At 39.3% G+C, this 20,645-nt stretch carries 12 protein-coding genes; 6 read left to right on the forward strand and 6 right to left on the reverse strand.

The genetic code is table 11. The annotated features are described in order from the left end of the window. Positions 1-27 precede the first annotated feature (27 nt). Positions 28-1,290, forward strand: coding sequence for a hypothetical protein (locus ACXACJ_RS20650; RefSeq protein WP_475136327.1), 1,263 nt, complete (start codon positions 28-30; stop codon positions 1,288-1,290). 6 nt (positions 1,291-1,296) lie between these two features. Here ACXACJ_RS20650 and ACXACJ_RS20655 read toward each other — a convergent pair whose 3' ends face one another. Together ACXACJ_RS20655 and polA are read right to left on the reverse strand one after the other, a co-directional pair. Then, positions 1,297-2,253, reverse strand: a complete 957-nt coding sequence (locus ACXACJ_RS20655; RefSeq protein ID WP_475136328.1) for a pyridoxal-phosphate dependent enzyme — start codon at positions 2,251-2,253, stop codon at positions 1,297-1,299. Positions 2,254-2,287: 34 nt separating this feature from the next. After that, positions 2,288-5,104 carry a DNA polymerase I gene (gene polA, locus ACXACJ_RS20660; RefSeq protein WP_475136329.1) on the reverse strand — a complete coding sequence of 939 codons (2,817 nt, stop codon included), beginning with the start codon at positions 5,102-5,104 and terminating at the stop codon, positions 2,288-2,290. A gap of 720 nt (positions 5,105-5,824) precedes the next feature. On the opposite strand from polA, the gene ACXACJ_RS20665 reads away from it, so the two are divergent. Next, positions 5,825-7,294: a DUF5723 family protein gene (locus tag ACXACJ_RS20665; protein WP_475136330.1), complete on the forward strand. Its 1,470-nt coding sequence runs from the start codon at positions 5,825-5,827 to the stop codon at positions 7,292-7,294. A 6-nt stretch (positions 7,295-7,300) separates the two neighbouring features. On the opposite strand, the gene ACXACJ_RS20670 is transcribed toward ACXACJ_RS20665, so the two are convergent. The 3 genes from ACXACJ_RS20670 to ACXACJ_RS20680 all read right to left on the reverse strand — a co-directional run bounded on the left by ACXACJ_RS20670 (position 7,301) and on the right by ACXACJ_RS20680 (position 10,344). Further along, entirely contained in the window at positions 7,301-8,449 is a 1,149-nt protein-coding gene (locus tag ACXACJ_RS20670; protein WP_475136331.1) for a helix-turn-helix transcriptional regulator, read from the reverse strand. A 67-nt stretch (positions 8,450-8,516) separates the two neighbouring features. After that, entirely contained in the window at positions 8,517-9,740 is a 1,224-nt protein-coding gene (locus tag ACXACJ_RS20675; RefSeq protein WP_475136332.1) for a DUF4221 family protein, read from the reverse strand. A gap of 115 nt (positions 9,741-9,855) precedes the next feature. After that, positions 9,856-10,344, reverse strand: a complete 489-nt coding sequence (locus ACXACJ_RS20680; protein WP_475136333.1) for a DinB family protein — start codon at positions 10,342-10,344, stop codon at positions 9,856-9,858. Positions 10,345-10,543: 199 nt separating this feature from the next. Between ACXACJ_RS20680 and ACXACJ_RS20685 the strand changes: the two genes are divergently transcribed. Next, on the forward strand, positions 10,544-17,089 hold the full coding sequence (locus tag ACXACJ_RS20685) for an alpha-2-macroglobulin family protein (protein ID WP_475136334.1): 6,546 nt from the start codon (positions 10,544-10,546) through the stop codon (positions 17,087-17,089). Here ACXACJ_RS20685 and recF read toward each other — a convergent pair. Next, positions 17,073-18,176, reverse strand: a complete 1,104-nt coding sequence (gene recF / locus ACXACJ_RS20690) for a DNA replication/repair protein RecF (protein WP_475136335.1) — start codon at positions 18,174-18,176, stop codon at positions 17,073-17,075. The genes ACXACJ_RS20685 and recF overlap by 17 nt on opposite strands. 98 nt (positions 18,177-18,274) lie before the next feature. Between recF and pdhA the strand changes: the two genes are divergently transcribed. From pdhA to ribH, 3 genes are all read left to right on the forward strand, one after another. Beyond that, positions 18,275-19,306 (forward strand): pyruvate dehydrogenase (acetyl-transferring) E1 component subunit alpha, encoded by a 1,032-nt coding sequence (pdhA, locus tag ACXACJ_RS20695; protein WP_475136336.1) that lies wholly within the window; start codon positions 18,275-18,277, stop codon positions 19,304-19,306. A 57-nt stretch (positions 19,307-19,363) separates the two neighbouring features. Continuing rightward, on the forward strand, positions 19,364-20,053 hold the full coding sequence (locus ACXACJ_RS20700; RefSeq protein WP_475136337.1) for a tetratricopeptide repeat protein: 690 nt from the start codon (positions 19,364-19,366) through the stop codon (positions 20,051-20,053). Between the two features lie 96 nt (positions 20,054-20,149). Next, on the forward strand, positions 20,150-20,626 hold the full coding sequence (ribH, locus tag ACXACJ_RS20705) for a 6,7-dimethyl-8-ribityllumazine synthase (RefSeq protein WP_475136338.1): 477 nt from the start codon (positions 20,150-20,152) through the stop codon (positions 20,624-20,626). Positions 20,627-20,645: the final 19 nt, after the last annotated feature.

A 20,645-nucleotide genomic window follows, 5' to 3' on the forward strand; every position in this document is an offset into this window, starting at 1 on the left:
TATAGATGTTTTTTTAATTATATGTTTATGCGTTTTAATTTTTCTTTAATGTTTATCGTGTGCGGGGTAATCATTATTCATTTTCATGCAAGGGCTCAAAAATTTGAGTTAAAGGAGGGATATGTTGTTTTAAATAATGGAGATACCATTCGAGGACAGATAAAGTATGGGAATTGGAGATCTACTCCAAGTTATCTGGAACTTCAGTCGAACAATGGAGTTGTCCAGTATACACCAAATGATATTACGTTCTTTTATGTCAACGACAGGGCCTACATAAGTGCCGAAATTGAAGTAGAGATACTTCCTCCTACAAATAGGCCTCTAACGGAAAGGCCTCAATCAGAATTTATAAGAGAGAGATTATTCGTGGAGCGGCTTATCAATGCTTCTAAAGGATTGTTTTTACACACAGATAGGCATAGGGTAGATAGATTTTATATCAAAGATGATTCTGGCCTAACCCTGTTATTATTCAATGAATATAATCTTGAAGGGAAAGGAATAGTTAGATTTAGTCCTTATTTGGGGCAACTTTCTTTTTACTTAAATGATTGTGATTCTATAGAGAGTTTTTTGAAGAATACGGCTTATACTAAAAATGATTTAATTTCGGTATTTAGGAAATATTTCGAATGTATAGGATCGAATGATTTTGAGGTTAAACCCATTAAACCTTATAAAATAGCAAAACCCGATATATCGCTAAACTTTGGGTTGCTATCATCGAAAATGAGTTATACTCCAGAGGAAATATCTTATGGAGATCCAATTAGCTTTGATAATTCTAATTCTTTCATATTTGGCCTGATATCCAACATTTATTTATCTGAAAAGAAAAAAAACTCGATAGTCCTTGGGGTATTTTACGATAGATTTAAATCGAGCGGTGAATATACATTTGATGTTAATTCAACAGTTAGTAGGACCATTTGGGGCAATTTTTCATATTCTGGAGCTAATTTCCAATCTGGCCTTCGTCATTATTTTGACTTAAAGTATATCGAAGTCTATCTTGGGGTAGGTGGTGCTTTAAAATATATTTCTAAAATTAATGAAAATAGGAGGGGAATGGAGCAGGGCAACTTGGATTATAAGATTACTTTTGATGAAAACCTGTTGATTGAGTTTGTATCTGAATGGAATTTCAACCCTATATTTGAATTTGGTGTTAGACGTCAGAGTTTGGCTTTTACCCTTAGATATGAGAGAGGAAAGAACATTTCAAATTCACTTACATCAGAAACAAGTTCTAAGCATTTCTCTTTTTTAATAGGGTATTATTTTTGAAAGAGTTTAAGAAGACATAAAAGGAAGTTTAGCTAAATCTACATTTCCACCACTGATAATAATGCCCACTTTTTTACCCGAAAAAGTGGGTTTATTTTTTAATAAAGCTGCAAAAGGCACTGCTCCGGAAGGTTCTACAATAATTTTCATTCGCTCCCAAATCAATCGCATAGCCTCTACAATCTCCTTATCGTTTACCACAAATACTTCCTTGACAAGCTTTTGAACGATGTCAAAATTTCTATCACCAATGGTTACCAAAAGTCCATCGGCAATGGTATTAGTGGTTTGATTGGGCACAATTTCTCCTTTTTGAAACGAAAGAAAAGTGTCTTGAGCACCTTCGGGTTCTCCAGCATATACCGAAACTCTGGGCTGAAGATAATGCGCTGTAAGAGCAGTTCCTGCCAAAAGCCCACCACCACCAACGGGAGTAAAAATGGCATCTAAATCAGCTTGATCTTCCAATAGCTCCAGAGCCGAAGTAGCTTGCCCTTCTATTACCTTGTAGTCATTGTAAGGAGAAACAAAAGTAGCTCCGGTTTCTTCTACAATTCGAGCCGCATTTTCTTCTCTCGCCTTTTGTGTAGGTTCGCAAAAAGTGATTTGAGCGCCATAACCTGCTACAGCGTTTTTCTTTACTTCTGGTGCATTGTTTGGCATCACAATATAAGCCGGCACCCCAGAATCTCTTGCGGCTAGAGCCATGGCCTGCGCATGATTGCCTGAGCTATGGGTTACCACTCCCTTTTTGCGTTGTTCTTTAGGTAAGGAGAGCACTGCATTTAGCCCGCCACGCGCTTTGAAAGCCCCTATTTTCTGAAAATTTTCACATTTGAAATAAACTTCGCAACCAGCAATTTCATTGATGCTAGAGGAAGTCAATATCGGAGTTCGATGAATATAGGGCTTAATTCTAGCGTGAGCTTCTTGAATTTGAGCAAGCGAAATAGGCAGTGACATATTGCTGGTAATCGGGTTAATACTTTGAATGTTTTTAGTGTGCTTTCAACCAGTTTTCTCCAACACCTACTTCAACATCCATAGGTACAGAAAGCTCAATGGCAGATTTCATTAGTTCTGGAATTTTGGCTTTCATGGTTTCCAGTTCAGGTTTATACACATCAAAAACCAATTCATCATGAACCTGCATAATCATTTTCGATTTCAAGTTCTCTTTTTTCATCCAATCGTGAATGTCGATCATGGCTACTTTGACCATGTCGGCAGCACTACCCTGAATAGGTGCATTAATCGCGTTACGTTCGGCATGACCACGACCGACCATATTTTTAGAGTGAATGTCTCGAAGATATCTTCTTCTCCCTAAAATGGTTTCCACATATGTAAGCTCACGGGCTTTGTTTACTTGAGCATCCATGAAGCGTTTCACACCTGGGAATTCATTAAAATAAGAGGTAATGATTTGTTGGGCTTCCGTACGCGAAATGCCAATGTTTTGAGCCAAACCAAATGCCGAAATGCCATAAATAAGTCCGAAATTAACTTCCTTGGCTTTTCTACGCATATCGCGATCTACTTCTTCCAATGGAACGCCAAAAACCTTGGAGGCCGTTGTGGAGTGAATATCGCGACCGCTTTTAAAGGCTTCAATCATGCTTTCATCTTCGGCAAAGGCAGCTACAATTCTCAATTCTATCTGAGAATAATCCGCTGCCAGAAGAATGTAATCTTCTGATCTTGGCACAAATGCTTTCCTGATTTCACGTCCTTTCTCCGTTCGGATAGGAATATTCTGAAGGTTTGGATTATTAGAGCTTAGTCGGCCTGTAGCGGCCACAGCTTGTCTGTAATCTGTATGTACAAGGCCATCTACAGGGCTAATCATTTTTGGAAGCGCATCTACGTAAGTTGATTTCAGCTTTTGATATTCCCTGAACTCTAAGATTCTTCGTGCAATGGTGTGTTCGTTGGCCAGCTTCGATAGAATGTCTTCACCGGTAGCGTATTGGCCAGTTTTGGTTTTCTTGGGCTTGTCTACCAACTGCATTTTATCGAAAAGAACTTCCCCCAATTGTTTGGGAGACGCAATGTTGAACTCTACGCCAGCCAGCTCATAGATTTCTTCTTGCGCCTTTAAACTCTCAACTTCTAATTCTTTAGACATTGACGCCAGCGCATCGGTATCAATTTTCACCCCATTGTACTCAATGTCGGCCAATACATTTACCAATGGAATTTCTACATCTTTGAACAGCTTGGTCACTTTATTTTCTTCCATTAAAGGCGAAAATTTCTCTTTAAGCTGAAGTGTAATGTCAGCGTCCTCACCCGCATATTCAACAACTTTATGCACGTCCACATCTTTCATATTGCCTTGGCGAGTACCCTTTTTGCCAATGAGTTCAGTGATGGAAACTGGAGTGTAGTTGAGGTAGTTTTCGGCCAAAACATCCATGTTATGACGGGTATCAGGATCGATAAGGTAATGGGCAATCATCGTATCGAAAATTGGCCCCTTTACATCAACGTTATAGTTTTTGAGTACCTGAATATCATATTTGGCGTTTTGAGCAATTTTCAGAATCTCCTCATTTTCGAAAACAGGTCTAAATTCATCTACAATGGCTTGAGCTTCTTCTCTATTTTGGGGCGTAGGCACATAATAAGCTTCTCCCTTAATATAAGAGAAAGAAAGCCCCACCATATTGGCTTCAATAGGTTCAATGTTATCTGTTTCGGTATCAAAGCAGAATTCCTTCTGCAGTAACAGGTATTTGATGAGCCTTTGCCTTAATTCAGGTGTATCGATAAGATGGTAATCATGCTGTGTGGTGGCAATGGTTAACTTCTCTAAAGGAGCTGAAATGGACTCTGTTTCTTTTTGAAGAGTTGGGCTGTCATCGCTAAACAAACCCATCTGGGCTGTGGCCTGAGGAGCTGCTTTCGCCTTGGTAGTAGTAACTGAAGCTGTTTCTCCCAAAACACGCTTCAGTGTGGTGCGGAATTCAAGCTGCTCAAAAATTTCGGTAATTTTTTCTTTATCAGGGCCTTTATATCGAAGCGCTTCTTCATCGAATTCTATCGGCACCGTTGTGCAAATAGTAGCCAGTTTTTTAGATTGAATTCCTTGATCGGCAAACTCAATCACCTTTTCTTTTTGTTTGCCTTTAAGTTCGTGGGCGTGTTCTATAAGGCCTTCTACACTTCCATAAGTTTTTAGAAGTTTAGAAGCTGTTTTAGGGCCAATACCTGGAATTCCAGGAATATTATCCACCGCATCGCCTTGTAAACCGAGCATATCGATGACCTGATCTATGCGTTCGATATCCCACTTTTCAAGCACTTCTTTTACACCCATAATATCAACGCCATTGCCCATAAAAGCAGGTTTGTAGAGGTAAACATGCTCTTCTACGAGTTGTCCATAATCCTTGTCTGGGGTCATCATAAACACCTCAAAACCTTCTTGTGAAGCTTTTTTGGCAAATGTTCCAATGATGTCGTCCGCTTCGTAGCCGTCTAGTTCCAATGCAGGGATATTAAAAGCCCTAACAATTTCTTTTACCAGAGGAATTGCAATTCGGATGTCTTCAGGCTGTTCATCGCGATTGGCTTTGTATTCAGGGAAATCTATGTGTCGAAAGGTGGGCGCATGTGTGTCGAATGCCACCGCAATATGAGAAGGTTGACGTTTCTCTATAATTTCAAAAAGGCTATTGGTGAAGCCAAAGGCGGCTCCTGTATTTAGTCCTTTGGAGCTTATGCGTGGATTCTTGCTGAATGCGAAATGTGCACGATAGATCAGGGCCATCGCGTCTAATAGAAAAAGTGACTTCTCTGGTTTACTCATTCAATAAAGGTAAGTAATCCGAAAATGTACGGAAAAGGAATTTTGAAGAATGTGAAGTGTCCTTTTAACAACCTAACAACTCTTTGATTTAATAGAACGCTGAATGCAGTCTCTAAACTTTAAAATGTTTCATTTTGAAACACTATTTTTATGTTTGAACTGAAATCTCTTAGTCACAGAATCTTTAAAATTCAGTAAGTGATTGAAGGCTCTTTATCTGATTTATTTTGAGTTGAATTTGATAAAGAAATGAAGGTTTGAGGGAGAGAATTCGATAAAATTGATCGGCTCTAATGCTCAATAGTTTTGAAGAAAAACCACGAATAATGATTTCCTCGTATATAGGTTTGAATCTTACATTTCTCTAAACTTGATGACTTAATTTTGATGAAAAAATTTACCATATAATAAATACATTAAAATGATTTATAAAATCATTTATTGGTTGTTATGAATACATAAAAATGCTGTTTGTGTAAATTATTGATTTTGTGACAAAGTGATTATAACTGTATGTGAAATGTATTTTTGACTTTAGATCGTATACTGAAATAAGAGATGTTTTTTTCAGCGAATTTCAATAGTTTAAGATACGAGATTTTGGTCGCTTTTGAGTAAGTTTTCTTCTGTTTATCTGTGGATGGAGGTATTCGGGGTTTTGCTAAAATATTTCCTGAGAAATGACGTATTTTCACCAAATCATTAGATCAGTTTGATTGAATGCTACGCGCAACGCTCACCTTTTTTATTCTATTAAGTGCTTCGCTGCTTATGGGGCAGAGTTTTAATGGAGCTATTCAATCTGACTTCTCAGGAATTATTGGTGCTAGGCTAAACCCGGCTTCTATAGCGGCTTCACCTTACAAATATGACTTCAGCCTTCTCAATTTAAATTACTATGTAAACAATAACATTTCTTATCTGGCGCATGGCGATCAAGGTAGAGGCTTTGCGAGATATCTGGATTACAATCAGAAGTATTTAAATGCCAATGCTTCGCTTGGGGGAATTTCTGGTTTTGTCAGTTTAGAGGGGAATAAGTCCTTGGGCTTTTCTTATCAATTAAGAGCTCATGGAAGCGCCATTGATTTTACTCCTGAATTTATTGTTCAATTTGGACGTGTTTCTCAAGCCTTTGCCAACACACAAGCGCTCAATCAGCATGGCACTTTTAGCACTGCACTTTGGAGTGAGTATGGGGTGACTTACGCTTGGGTGGTAGAAAAATATAATTACACACGTTGGAAAATGGGTGGTACGCTCAAGTTGATCAATTCACGAGGCAGCATGGTAATGCGCGTCCGGGATTTGGATTATACCACCGATGCTTCTGGAGTGACGATGGTTACGGATGCCGATATGGTTTTGGGCTATTCAGATAACCTTGATCCTTTTCGGCAATTTGATGGCACAGAAGATTTAAATAGACTGCCCGATAAAACAGGTGCAAAATTGGCGCTCGATTTTGGTGTGGTGTATGAGAAAATAGCTTTTAGAGAGGATCCGGAAAATGAGAATGGCACAAAGCGAAAACCAGATGTGGATTACTTATATAAGATCAGCGCGAGTATCACGGATTTCGGCACAATGTCCTTTAATTATGGAAGTGCCTCGGCCAATTTCATGGGTATAAAGCCCACTGCTGCAAATGCTGACTTTGACCAACTGTTCAAGCCTCTAAGTTCGGTAAGGGCCTTTCGCGATAGCTTGGCTACCTTGACCAATGCTACCGACTTGAATGGAACCTATAAAGTCACCTTGCCTGCTTCTTTCAATTTGGGTTTCGATTATAACTTCGGAAATGATTTTTTCGTGGGGGCTTACGCAAGAGTAGATATGACGGGTTTGATGCCAACGGTTTATAAACTGAGATATATGAATAGCCTCACGCTGACTCCCCGATGGGAGAAGCAGAACAAAAGCGCATATCTACCTCTTTTCTTCAATGAACGAGGCGATTTTCAAGTGGGCTTGGCTGGCCGATTAGGGCCAATAACTGTCGGTACACAGAGCATTGGAGCCCTTTTCAATAGTGAACCGAATACAGGAGGTTTCTTTTTCAGCTTGAATATTAGAACGCTGAAGGCCAATTCCGACAAACCGTATTGTTTTGGCACATCCAGAGGAACCGCAATGACTAACACACAAAGAACTCCTTTATACAGACGTAAGAAATGGATCTTCTTCTAGCCCCTTTTATAACTGAGAATTTCTGAATTCAGAAGGTGTTTGTCCTGTGTACTTTTTAAATGCGGTGTTAAAAGTGGATTTGGAATTATAGCCGCAGTTTTCCGCAATTTCTTCAATCTTTAAATGGGATTGGCTTACAAGGAGTTCTTTGCTGTGCTCTACTCTTAAGCCGTTGATGTATTCCACGTAAGATTTGCCCAACTCTTCATTTAAAACCTGAGATACATGATGGTTGGAAGCTTTGCAGGCTTGTGCTAAATCAGAGAGTGATAAGTCATTCTTCAAGAAGAGTTTGTCTTCCTTCATTAAACTTTCAAGCTTGGTTAGAATGTGGCTTTTGCGCTCAGCATCAAGTGACGATTTGCTGTATTTTTCTGTGCTTCTTTTCGATCCTGAAATTTGATCTGATAAAATTTTGAACCCTACATAATAGATGATGATGGTCTCGAATGCGGCTCCTAAGTGGTCTTGCACATCGCGTAGTCCGGTAAAAGATTTGATGAGCCAATAGCCAAATGAAGCAATCCCCAGAATCAAATAATTACGGAACCACGCCATTTCGCGTGTAGCGCCCTTGAATAATTTTATTTCTCCCAAACGAATGGCGCGTGATAAATATTTACAAGCAACAAGAATATAGGCCAAAGTGTAAAGCACTCCCAATGGATTAGTAAGTGATTTTAGGCCAATGGGGTCAGGATCAACAATTTCTTCAGCATGAATAAATGGCATATCGGGATAAAACGCGTCAATAAATGCATTGAACTTGTAGGCAGGACTTTGCACATAGAAGAACCAGCTGTATAGAAAGTAAAGGGCTGCGGGAATGAAATGCAGATAATACTTTTTCGGGATGGGCTGGCTAATAAAGGAGAGCACCAAGAATAAGAAAACGGGGCCGTTTAAGAAGTTGATGAATTCTGAATAATCTACAAGCCAGAGTGCGTGGGTAATCCAGCCGGTGTAGCACATAAATACTTCGAACATTACGAGCGAGCGCATAAGCAATGAAATGCCCAGAAATTTATGTTTATCGTCCAGCCGATTTGGCTTTCTTAACAGAAAGTAAGAGAAGAAAAAGCCCTGCACCAAGCCGAGAAAAATCACAAACGCAAAGAGGTCGAGGCGCTGTGGAGCCAGTTCAGAATAGTTCATGCTACAAGTTATGGCAAAAATTGAAGGATTAAATCTCCTTCAGAATTTTACTGCTTTGGACTAATAACTACTGAACTCCAAATACCCTGAATTGAATCTCGTTTTCATTTTCTTGACCCTTCAACTGAATGTGTAAACCAGTGTTACTGGCAAATATTCCTTGGCTTTTAGGTACCGACATTTTTAGCTCATCGATTGGCAACTCGAAAGAAGCCATCTCTTCTTTTTCTAAATCCATAACAAGCAAAGTGGCTTTGGAAATGGTGGTGTATTCTATGTTAGTATTAGGGTTTACCGCTGGCTTTGTGCCGTGACTCAGAATGCGGTAAATGTATTTTCCGTTGGGTGAAATAAATAGATTGGTAAAAAATGGGGGCTGGTCGTGATTTACTACCGGCATAACACTTCCACTGCTTCCATTAGTGGATATTATCATTTCTCTCAAAGCCATGTAGTTTTTATAATCCGTAAGTGTTTCACTTGGCAAACCGAAGTAGATTCGCTTAACCAAAGCTCCTTCTTTAAACAGGTAAAGGCTATCTGAAATTGGGCTAGTTGCGAATAGATATGCTTTATTAGCTACGAATTGTTTGTCAAAGTCAGAAAATGTCTTCCCTTTTTCGGTTCTAATTTTCTCTATCTCATTATAGTTGGCTACAAATGATTCTGGCCTAATAAAGCCTTCGGAAATTGAATTGTCCTCAAAATTGATCAAAGTTCGAGCATAAGGTTTATTGGGTTCATGCACTTGTGAACTGTAGGCTACACCAAGCTGATGATTTTGGAAGCGTGTAGCCGCATCAATCGAAACATTGTTAATAGGAGCTTGTCTTTGTTCTGTGAAATTTTCAGAAGCAGGAACAATTCTGTTTAGGATTTCTGCTTCGCCACTTACCAAATACATGCCGTAAAAGGGTATTTGAACAAAAACCGAATCAAAGTTTTGAATCAAATATTTGGAGAATATAAACTGAGGAACACCATTCGGGCCTTCCTTTTCTAGGGTGATTTTTCGAGCGATTTGAGCGGAATCATAATCGTATATGTAGATAGAATGATTGGGATTGTTATAGAAGTGAAAATATTCCTTTTCATTTTCAAGATAGATTGAAGCCTCTCGAATGCCTTGAAAATCAGTTTCATTATCTAAAGGGAAAACCTTTAACCCCTTGTCTACTAAAGCGAGCGGTTTTTGCTCAATAGGTTGTTCTTGGTTGGACTTACTCGATGAGCTATCGCATGAAAATATGCTAACAATAAGTAAGAAGGAAAAAGCATGATGTAATCTCATCAGTCTAGAGGTTTAAAATAACCTTAATTACTGTACTATTTCGAGAATAAACAAGCTTTGAAAAGGCTTAGAAAGGGTAGGTTGTTTCAATATACATCTACCCTTTCTCAATTTCTTAACGGTATTGTGGCGGGGTGATTCCTTTCATTCTTAAATAAGTGATCATTTGCCCACGATGGTGCGCATTATGGTCTAAATACGAAATGATCTGTTCTGTCATCATATCGCTGGCTTCGGTAGCCAGAATCATTTTATGCATGCTGTCAAATTTTTGTTCTGTCCATTTTATCAGTTCATCCTTATTTTTTGAGTTCTCATCGCCAGGACTCCAAGCCGCCTGACCTTTATTGGCTAGGGCTCTTTCGAAGTAATCTACGCTGTAAGCAATGTGATAGGCTTGGGCTCCAAATGAACGTTGATCTTCATTCGGTTTGAAACCGTAATCATCGGCAGGCATGACCTTAAGAACCGCCAAAGTATAAGCCTTGGTATTGTCGAGTTGCTGCTTTAGCCATGCATAACCTTCTTTTTCAGGAGTAGCCATGGAAATAAGAGAAAGGCAGAAGCCACATAAGACCGTGAGGTAAGTTAGTTTTGTTTTCATAGTAGAAGTTTTTCTGCTTTATACGTAAGTGCTTACTGAAAATGTTTCTTTATTGAAATATTTATTAAACTAATTTTTTAGTTTAATATGGAATTGATAACAAAACTTCATCATGTATAGTGGTTAATCATTTGAGACTTGTTATCTCAATAATCCTGTTTATATGAAAAAGCTCCGATTTATTTTAATTATTTTTTTCTTGCTCCCGTTTTGTGAGTTGAATGCCCAAGATTTTAACTATGAAAATGCTTGGGAATTAGTTTATAGAGAAGAGCTTAAAGGGCTACCAAAATCTGCTTCTGCTTTGGCCGACTCTATTTATTCAGCCTCTACAAAGGAAAAGAATGAAATTCAGAGATTGAAGGCTGTGCTGTATCAGTCAAAGTTTGTTTTGCTTTTAGAAGAAGATGGTCAGCAGAAAGTAGTAGATAAACTGAAAGCAGAAATTAAAGCTCAAACAGCGCCCTATCGTAGCATAGCGGAAAAGTATTTAGCATCCATATTTTTCGATTATTACAGAAACTACCGTTGGCGTATTCAAAATCGCTCTGATCGAGAAGATAAGACTACTGACTTTAAGCTTTGGAATGCATCTCAATTCGAATCGGAGATTTTATTTCATTTAGATAACTCCCTCAATTTAAATCAGGATTTGGCAGAAATGCCCGTTTATCAATTCAAAACACTGTTGAATTCAGCGGAAGCAGATTCCGTCTATCGCCCATTGCTTATCGATCAATTGGCTCATGAGGCAATAGAGATTAACAAGAATCTGATCGCGTGGAGTAGGAATGATTTCACCGAAATCACCAAGCTTGCCAACACCCTAATGCTTACTTCTTCTGATGATTTTCTTTCGCTAAAGCTTGAAAATGATTCGCTGCTTTTTTCAAAAACAATGAACATTTATCAGCGCCTGATTAAGCTTCATCAAGAGAAAAATCAGGTTGAAGCTTGGGTTCAGCTAGAACTGGAACGTCTCGCTTTTGTCATGAATCAAAGCTCGGCTGCAGATAAGGGTAATCTTTACTTAAAGCAGCTTGAAGGCTTGTTTGAAGAGGTGAAGAATTATCCTGCATCAACTTTGGTGGGGTTTGCCATTGCCCAAAACTATTACGATCAAGGAAATACTTACAACGCAGATAGACACACCGAAAATCAATTCTTAAAAGTGAAAGCAAAAACGCTTTCTGAACAATACATAAAGTCCTTTCCAGAGAGCTTTGGGGCGAAGCAGTGTAGGGCGCTGATAAAGCAAATTGAAGCTCCATATGTAGGCATTACCACAGAGCAGTATCTTTTGCCTTTTGAGCCAACCAAAATATTGGTTCGATATAAAAATTATGAAAATCTACATTTCAAATCTTATGAAGTGCCTTTTGAGGATCAGGTCTATTTCAAAAACCTAATTCTAGATTCCGCCCATCTAGCAAATATAGCAAAGCTGAAAGTAGCCAAAACTTGGCAGGCAAAGCTCAAAACCGAGCATGACTATCAAACACATTCAACAGAAGTGCTTTTTCCTGCTCATGAACCTGGTCAGTATTTAGTTATGGTTACGGCCAATGATACTTCAGAGGAAATTTTAAGCAATAATTTGATTCAAGTATCTGGCTTGGCGCTGCTCCAAAAAGCATCAAATTCTGGTTTACAATTCAATGTCATCAGCAGAAAAAATTCTGCACCTATTCCAAATGCCAAGGTTCATATTTACAATGCCCCTTCAAATTATAGAGATGCAAAAATTGATACTACTGCTATCTCTAATCGTGAAGGGAAAGTGGTAATTCCTTATAAAAAAGGAGGCTACCAAAATTTGAAGGTTGACATCACTAGAAATAGAGATACCGTTAGTTTCAGCTCCTATTATTTGCCATACTATAGCAACTCTTCTATTGAGGACGAACCCGATAGCAGTTATGTTTTAACCACTCAAATTTTTACTGACAGAGCTATTTACCGACCAGGCCAAGAGGTGTTTTTTAAAGCCATTCTGCTTCAGAGGTTTGATCATAGTGTGAAGGTAGCGGCCAAACAACCGTTGAATTTGATTCTTTACGATCCGAATGGTGAGCCTCTGGATTCACTTGAATTGTTTACCAATGAATTTGGATCAGTTACAGGAAGTGTTAAACTTCCAACTAATCGTCTAACGGGGCAATATTATTTTGAAACTGACGACTATCATTTTTACACTCAGCTTTATGATGATGCTGATGATGTGGATTACAGTACTCATTACTTTTCTGTAGAAGAATATAAGAGGCCTAAGTTTGAAGTCATTTTCGAAGAAAATACAGATGCTTATTCGCCTAACGATAGTATTGTATTTAAAGGCAAAGCCCAATCTTTCTCGACTAGCAGCATTGCCTCGGCAACGGTAAAGTATTCAGTCAAAAGGCGCAATTCCAGCAGTAAATTCAACTACCGCTACTCTTACCCAAATAATCAAATAACTCTTTTAGTTGGTGAAACAATTACAGATTCCAATGGTGAATTTCAGATCGCTTTTACGGCCGAAGTTGATTCAACAGTAAAGAAATCGGCAGACTTGATATTTGTTTATGAAGTAGAAGCAACCGTTACAGACCTTAGTGGAGAAACCAGAGAGGCTAGTACTTCCATCAAAGTGGGTTATCGTAATTTTGAAGTGAATTTCTCTGTGCCTTCGCAGTTCAATCGTGAAGCGGAAAACCCAGCCTTTTTTGTAAATGCAAATACTTTGAATGGAAAGCCGCTTGAAAAAGCAGGAATCCTTACGATTCACAAATTGATAGGACCTAATGAGGTGAAGCGTATTTCACCGTGGGAAACTCCAGATTACCCCGGTTTTTCAAAAAGTGAACACGACAAACTCTTTCCTCATTTCCCATATCAAAACGAGATGGAGATAGAAAAATGGCCAGAAGGAAAGCTCTATTTCAAAGAAGAAATTAAGACAAACGATAAAGCTCCAGTGTCTTTATCAGGTGTTGTAAAATGGCCAATCGGAAAGTATAAAGCCGAGTTCACTGCGAAAGATGAAAATGGAGAAGAGGTTAAAACTGAAGCTATTTTTCAATTGAATAGCCAAGGTCAAACGCATTTGGCTGATCATCAACTTTTTTTCGCAGATATCGATCAGTTGAAATATCAAATTGGCGATACTGTGAACTTTCGCATGGGCACGGCCGCAGAGGATTTGTATGTGAATGTGATGGTGAAAAGAAATGAACAAATTCTACTTGAAAAAACGGAGAGGCTAAATAATGAAATTAAAACGCTTCAAATTCCGGTTTCTAGTGAGGATGAAGGAGGTTTTACCATCTTCTATTATTATGTGGCTTTTGGCGATTATTATGCTGGCCAAGTAGGCGTTCAAGTTCAAAAGCCTTCCACAAGCTTAGAGGTAGAAGTAGGTTCTTTTAGAAATAGAATAGAGCCAGGAAGCGAAGAAGAATGGTCGTTCAGCATAAAAGGGGCAGATGGAGAAAAAGCTTCGGCAGAAGTGCTGGCCTCTATGTACGATGCTTCTTTAGATCAATTTCAAATTAATAATTGGCGAGTTGATAATTACAAAAAGGATAACTATGAGAACAGTCGAATCAACGATTTTTCAAGCTTTGGGATTTCACATTTTGGCCAAAATTATTACTCTTATTCTGCCCCTACTCCTAGTCTTGAATTCGGCAATTTTTCCTTTTTTGGCTTGAATATTAATAATCCAGAAAGGGCTCAAAAGAACTATTTGCAAACCTTAAGGTGGAGACATAATCCCGAACCAGTAGTTTCTTCAAGAAAAATCGATTTAAAAAGCGGGTTGATATCGGGAGAAGTAATTGATGAAACCGGAGTCCCTTTGACAGGAGTTGCCATTTACACCTCAAATAAAAAAGCTTCAGCAATTACAGACGAACAGGGCTTTTTTGAAATTGAAGCCAAACCTGAGGAGATTTTGGTTATCAGTTTTATTGGTTATAGGAGCTTTCAAATGAAGCTCGGAGAAAATAATTACTACCAAATTCAATTGGTACCCGATGTTCAAAAACTTGATGAGGTTGTTGTAGTTGGTTACGGGCAACAAATGAAGAAATCCCTTTCGACTTCAGTAGCCCTTGTTGAAATTTCGGATGATGAAGAAATTATGGAGGAGATTTCATTCGAAATTGGAACTCTTCAAGGTAGAGTAGCAGGCGTTACGATTACAGATCAGCCAGGTGCTAGTAATACCATAAGGATCCGAGGTGCCTTATCTCTCGGGGAAACTAACAATAGCTTGTGGGTAATAGATGGTGTTGTGGTAGACGCTTCTACGCTTAGTCCAGATCAAATTGCAAATATTGAGGTATTAACGGGTGCCCAAGCTACTTCCATTTATGGGGCTCGCGCTGCAAATGGAGTCATTTTGGTCACAACCAAGCAGGGTCAAAAGCAACAAGAGGAACTTTTGACTCAGGTAAAAGCGCGAACAAATTTTAACGAAACCGCTTTCTTTTTTCCGCAGCTTAGCACAAATAACAAGGGAGAAGTTTCATTCAAATTCACCAGCCCAGAATCGTTAACCAAGTGGAAATTTCAGCTGTTAGCTCATGATAAAAATTGGAAGACTGGCCTCTTAAGAAGAAAAGCCGTTACCCAAAAACAGTTGATGGTTTTGCCCAATGTGCCTCGTTTTTTAAGGGAAGGCGATGAATTGGTATTTGCGGCCAAAGTAGCCAGTTTAGCTTTAGATACTTTAAACGGAATAGCCAAACTAGAACTTTTTAACGCCCTTACCAACGAACCTGTGAATGGTGTTTTATTGGATGAGCAGGACACAAAATCGGTCAATCCTCAGCCAAAAGGCAGTGTTAATTTAGAATGGAGGCTGAAAATTCCGGAAGGAATGGGCGCATTAAAGTATAGAATTGTAGCCGTTGCGAATGGCTTTTCCGATGGAGAGGAAAATGCACTGCCTATTCTCTCCAAAAAGATTTTAATTAAAGAAAGTACACCTTTCTGGGTAAAAGGCGGTAAAGCCCAAACCGTTGTGATTGAAGGCCTGAAGTCGACTGGGGAAAAAGGAATTGTTCATGAAAGCTTTACTTTAAACCTTACGGCAAACCCTGTTTGGGAGGCGATTCAAAGTTTACCTTACTTAATTGAATTCCCTTATGAATGTGCCGAACAGACTTTTGCTCGCTATTATGCCAATCGCCTCGGTCAGTTTGTGTTAGAACAAAACCCAGAAATTAAATCAACTTTAGAGAAATGGAGAACGTCCGAAATATCTGTCAGCAAACTGGAGCAAAATCCCGAGTTGAAGTCCATTCTTCTTCAGGAAACACCTTGGCTTCGCGAAGCTAAATCTGAAAAGGAACAGCAAAAGCGATTGGGTTTATTGCTTAATGCGGATACCCTAACGACCAGCCTGGAAAATGCCGTTCAAAAACTAGCTGATATGCAGATGTCAAACGGTGGTTTCCCTTGGTTTTCAGGAAGTAGAAACGCGAGTGTGTACATCACCCAGCATATTGTGGCTGGTTTGGCTCATTTAGCACAACTAACGGGAGATGATAAAACTGCGGACATGATTGCTAAGGCAAAGGTTTTTCTTGATCAGCAATTAGTAGAAAGCTATCACCAACAGAAGAACGAGAATAATATTTATTTTGGTTACCCTCAGGTGCAGTCCTTGTATTTGTCGAGCTTGGTGGAATCTCAAAATGACATAAAGGATTTGGATGAAGCGCTTAATTATTATCACAAGCAAGCATCTGAAAAATGGCTGACCATGGATTTACAATCTCAAGCCATGATTGCCCTTTACGCCCAAAGGATTGGTGAGGAGAAACTCGCGAAAAAAATAATTAAGTCTTTAAAGCAGAATAGTATTGAGTTGAAGGATAAAGGAGTTTTTTGGAAGGAAAACAAAGTAGGTTGGTTCAACTGGCAAGCTCCTGTCGAAACACAATCTCTACTCATCGAAGCTTTCTCAAAAATTGACAAAGATTCAGATTTTCTAGAAGGCATGAAGCAATGGCTTTTGGCCGAAAAGAGAATGAAAAACTGGCAAACCACAAAAGCGACAACTTCGGCCATTCATGCATTGCTCGCTTATGGCGAAAACTTAGCAAAGGCAAAATCCGAATGGCAAATAGCAATGGGTGATTTTACTTTGAAAAGTTCTGATAAAACGAGTACTGAAAGCCCTGCCGGTTATTTCAAAAAGACATGGTCTAAGGACAGTATCGATCAAAAACTTGCTGAAGTGAAAATAACCAATCAAGGCAAATCAGTGATTTGGGGAGGTGTTTATTGGCAGTATTTTCAAGATGTTGACAAGGTCAGCGCCAAGACAGGCGCCATTTCGTTGGCCAAAAAGATTTACAAAGTAGAATTGACCACAAAAGGCGAAACATTAAAATCAGTTGATGAAAATTTCAATCTCAAAAATGGAGATTTAATCCGCATTGTGTTAGAAGTGAAAACCGATAGAAATATGGAGTTTCTTCATTTAAAAGACATGCGCGCTTCTGGTTTTGAGCCAGTAAGCGTATTATCTGAATACAAGTGGCAGGAAGGTTTTGGGTATTACGAAAGCACAAAAGATGCCGCTACTCATTTCTTCATCGATTATTTGCCTAAAGGAAGCTATGTTTTCGAATATGACCTTCGCGTAAATAACAAAGGCACTTTTTCCAATGGGATTGCAACTTTAGAAAATATGTATGCACCAGAATTTTCAAGTCATTCGGATGCTATCGAAGTTAAAGTTGGGAATTGATTTGGCCTTCTTCTACTTGGAAAAATTTGACTTCGTGACCAATCGACTCGAAAATGCCATGGCTGCGTTCGGGGCGAGCATCGGTCACGAAGATTTGCCCAAAGGCATCGGAAGCTACCATGGCCATCAGCTGCGTAATGCGAAAGTCATCCAGCTTGTCGAAAATATCGTCAAGCAGTAAAAGTGGTTTAATGCTCGTTTCTTGATATATATAATCGAAGTTGGCCAGTTTAAGGGCAATCAAATAGCTTTTCTGCTGGCCTTGAGAACCGAATTTTTTGATCAAATCATTCTGCATCAAAAACGGATATTCATCTTTATGAATGCCCACATTGGTTCGCTTTAAGATTAAATCTTTCCTTCGGTTCTGTTTCAAAAGCGCATAAATGTCATTCTCAAAATCAGACTCATATTGCAGGTCAATTTCTTCACTTGCTTCGGAAAGGCGTTGGTAATGGCTAACTACAATAGGTTTAAAGGTTTCTACAAAAGCTTTTCTTACTTTATAAATCTGGCTGCCAAATCGAACCAACTGCTCATCATATTGAGATAGAAGCGCTTCATCAAAAAAATCACGATCGGCAAATTGTTTCAGCAGGCTATTTCTTTGTTTCAATACATGATTGTAGCTCACCAAATTATTCAGGTAAACCTGGCTGGTTTGCGAAATAATAGCATCGAAAAACTTGCGCCTGTCCTCACTGCCATTGCGAATTACATCCGTATCGTTGGGTGCGATAAGTACCACGGGAAACCTACCTAAATGTTCGCTGGCTTTTTTATAAGGCTTATCGTCTAGCTTAATCAGTTTTTTCTTTCCCACCTGCATTCCACAGACCACGGTATGGGCTCTGCCTTCCTGAATCATCTTGCCTTTTATGGAAAAAGCGTCTTCGCCATGGCTCACACACTGAACATCTTGCGGATTAAAGGCGCTTTTGGTGATGCACAAATAATAAATTGCGTCTAGAAGATTAGTTTTTCCACTGCCGTTTTTGCCCACAAAACAGTTTATTTCGCCCGAAAAGGCCGCCTTTAAACTTTCGTAGTTCTTGAAATTGTGGAGACTGATAGATTCCAGATGCATTAATTTCGAAGTTGATCGTTTTTGTCTTATTTTCGCAATCCGATTTCAAAACTATAGAAAGCTAAGGAAACTCCGATTTCCTTCAAATATATTGACGAATGGCCGCAACTAAAGCAACATCGAAAGCAAAAGCAAAGAAGGCTACTAAGTTCTCTAAAGAGACTTACATGTTCTGGTTCGAGAACATGCTGCTTCAAAGAAGGTTCGAAGAAAAAGCTGGACAGCTTTACGGACAACAAAAAATCAGAGGTTTCTGTCACCTTTATATTGGCCAAGAGGCCTGTTCAAGTGGTTCTGTAACTGCTTTGAAAGAAGGTGATAAGTGGATTACTGCTTACCGCGATCACGGTCAGCCATTGGCGTTGGGTACCGATCCTAAAGCAATCATGGCTGAATTGATGGCTAAAGAAACAGGTATTTCTAAGGGTAAAGGTGGTTCTATGCACATGTTCGATAAAGAGCGTGGTTTCATGGGCGGCCATGGTATCGTAGGTGGTCAGGTGCCATTGGGTGCTGGTATTGCCTTTGCAGAGAAATACAACAAAACTGGCAACCTTTGTATTTGTATGATGGGTGACGGTGCTGTGCGTCAAGGTGCTTTCCACGAAGCTTTGAACATGGCTATGACCTGGAAATTGCCAGTGATTTTCGTAATCGAGAACAACGGTTACGCTATGGGTACTTCAGTAAAAAGAACTTCTAACGTAACTGAGCTTTATACTTTGGGCGAATCTTACGACATGCCTTCTGCTCCTGTAGATGCTATGAGTCCAGAAAACGTTCACGTTGCTGTTGAAGAAGCTGCCGACCGTGCAAGAAGAGGCGATGGCCCAACTTTGTTGGAGTTCAGAACTTACCGTTACAAAGGCCACTCAATGTCTGACCCAGCGAAGTATAGATCTAAAGAAGAATTAGCTGAATACAAAGATCGTGATCCAATCGAGCAAGTAAGAGCTGTGATTTTGGAGAACAATTGGGCTACAGAAGAAGAATTAAAAGATATCGATAAGAAAATCAAGGACGAGGTTCAAGAGTCAGTGAAGTTTGCTGAAGAATCTAATTATCCTGATCCTTCTGAGGCATTTAAAGACGTGTACGTTCAAGAGGACTATCCGTTCATCATGGAATAGGATTTAATCCCTTGTTTTTCAACAATTTCTTTATATTTGCGACCTAATTTTCAAGAGATGGCGAATCAGACTTCAGGAGAAGTAAACAGTACGAGTAAAAAAGAGGGCTCTTCTATTGATAGAATGAAGAAAGAGCTTACCCCAGTGGGCTTTATTGGTGCAATTGCAGGTTTGGTAATAATCGTGGTAGTTGCCGTTTATTTCATTCTTAACAATAGCAAGAATAGCAAGAACACAGACGCGCAAAGCGAAATGTTCCAAGCACAGTATTATTTTGAGCAAGATAGCTTAGACTTAGCCCTAAACGGAGATGGTAGAAACTTAGGTTTCCTAAGCATCATCGATATTTATGGTGGCACAGAAGCAGCTAACTTAGCTAACTTTTACGCGGGTGCTATTTATTTAAAGCAACAAGAGCCTCAACTTGCATTGGATTACTTAGAAAGCTTTAGTACTTCTGAAAACTTTGTTCAGGCCAGAGGTAATGCTTTAGTAGGTGATGCTTACATGGAATTAGGCAATTACAGCGATGCTGCAAGCGCTTACGAAAAAGCAGCAAGTTCTGCTGACGATGACTTTTTTGCACCAGGTTATTTGTTGAAAGCTGCTTTGGCTTACGAAAAAGACAATGACTTCAAAGCTGCAATTAAACCATTGGACAAGATTATCGAGAACCACTTCGGTTCTGCTGAATATACCAATGCACGAAAGAAAAAGGCGCGCCTTGAAGGCCTTGCCGGTAGTTAATGCATTGATGAAAAATTAACAGAAAAGGTAAGGTCGAAAGGTCTTACCTTTTTTATTTTCAACCTACTTTCTTTTACATCAAAAACAGAATTATCAATGGCTTCAAGTCAGAAAAACCTTAGTGACTACAGTAATAAAAACGTTACCGATATCAGCTCTAAAACCTTTGCTGTTATTGTTTCAGAATGGAACGAAGAGGTAACGGAATCTCTATACCAAGGAGCTTACGAAACGCTTTTGGAGAATGGCGCAAGCAAAGAGAACATTGTAAGAAAAAATGTGCCTGGTAGCTTTGAACTTACTTTGGCAGCCCAATGGATGGCTGAAAAAGCCGAAGTTGATGCTGTAATTTGTCTGGGTTGCGTTATTCAGGGCGAAACTCGCCATTTCGATTTTATCTGCGATGCCGTTGCGCACGGCATTACGAATGTCAGTTTGAAATTCAATAAACCTGTAATTTTTGGAGTGTTGACACCAAACACTCAGAAGCAAGCCTTAGACAGGGCAGGTGGGAAACACGGCAATAAAGGTGATGAAGCCGCCATTACGGCCATAAAAATGCTTGGCTTCTAAATGGCACTTTTGGCCAAAA

It is taken from the genome of Roseivirga sp. AWQ4_251 (genome assembly GCF_056158225.1).

What these genes read in the sequence shown, in the direction of transcription:
- ACXACJ_RS20650 (WP_475136327.1), top strand. Translation starts at nt 28, where the DNA reads ATGCGTTTTAATTTTTCTTTAATGTTTATCGTGTGCGGGGTAATCATT.
- ACXACJ_RS20655 (WP_475136328.1), bottom strand. Translation starts at nt 2,253, where the DNA reads ATGTCACTGCCTATTTCGCTTGCTCAAATTCAAGAAGCTCACGCTAGA.
- polA (WP_475136329.1), bottom strand. Translation starts at nt 5,104, where the DNA reads ATGAGTAAACCAGAGAAGTCACTTTTTCTATTAGACGCGATGGCCCTG.
- ACXACJ_RS20665 (WP_475136330.1), top strand. Translation starts at nt 5,825, where the DNA reads ATGCTACGCGCAACGCTCACCTTTTTTATTCTATTAAGTGCTTCGCTG.
- ACXACJ_RS20670 (WP_475136331.1), bottom strand. Translation starts at nt 8,449, where the DNA reads ATGAACTATTCTGAACTGGCTCCACAGCGCCTCGACCTCTTTGCGTTT.
- ACXACJ_RS20675 (WP_475136332.1), bottom strand. Translation starts at nt 9,740, where the DNA reads ATGAGATTACATCATGCTTTTTCCTTCTTACTTATTGTTAGCATATTT.
- ACXACJ_RS20680 (WP_475136333.1), bottom strand. Translation starts at nt 10,344, where the DNA reads ATGAAAACAAAACTAACTTACCTCACGGTCTTATGTGGCTTCTGCCTT.
- recF (WP_475136335.1), bottom strand. Translation starts at nt 18,176, where the DNA reads ATGCATCTGGAATCTATCAGTCTCCACAATTTCAAGAACTACGAAAGT.
- pdhA (WP_475136336.1), top strand. Translation starts at nt 18,275, where the DNA reads ATGGCCGCAACTAAAGCAACATCGAAAGCAAAAGCAAAGAAGGCTACT.
- ACXACJ_RS20700 (WP_475136337.1), top strand. Translation starts at nt 19,364, where the DNA reads ATGGCGAATCAGACTTCAGGAGAAGTAAACAGTACGAGTAAAAAAGAG.
- ribH (WP_475136338.1), top strand. Translation starts at nt 20,150, where the DNA reads ATGGCTTCAAGTCAGAAAAACCTTAGTGACTACAGTAATAAAAACGTT.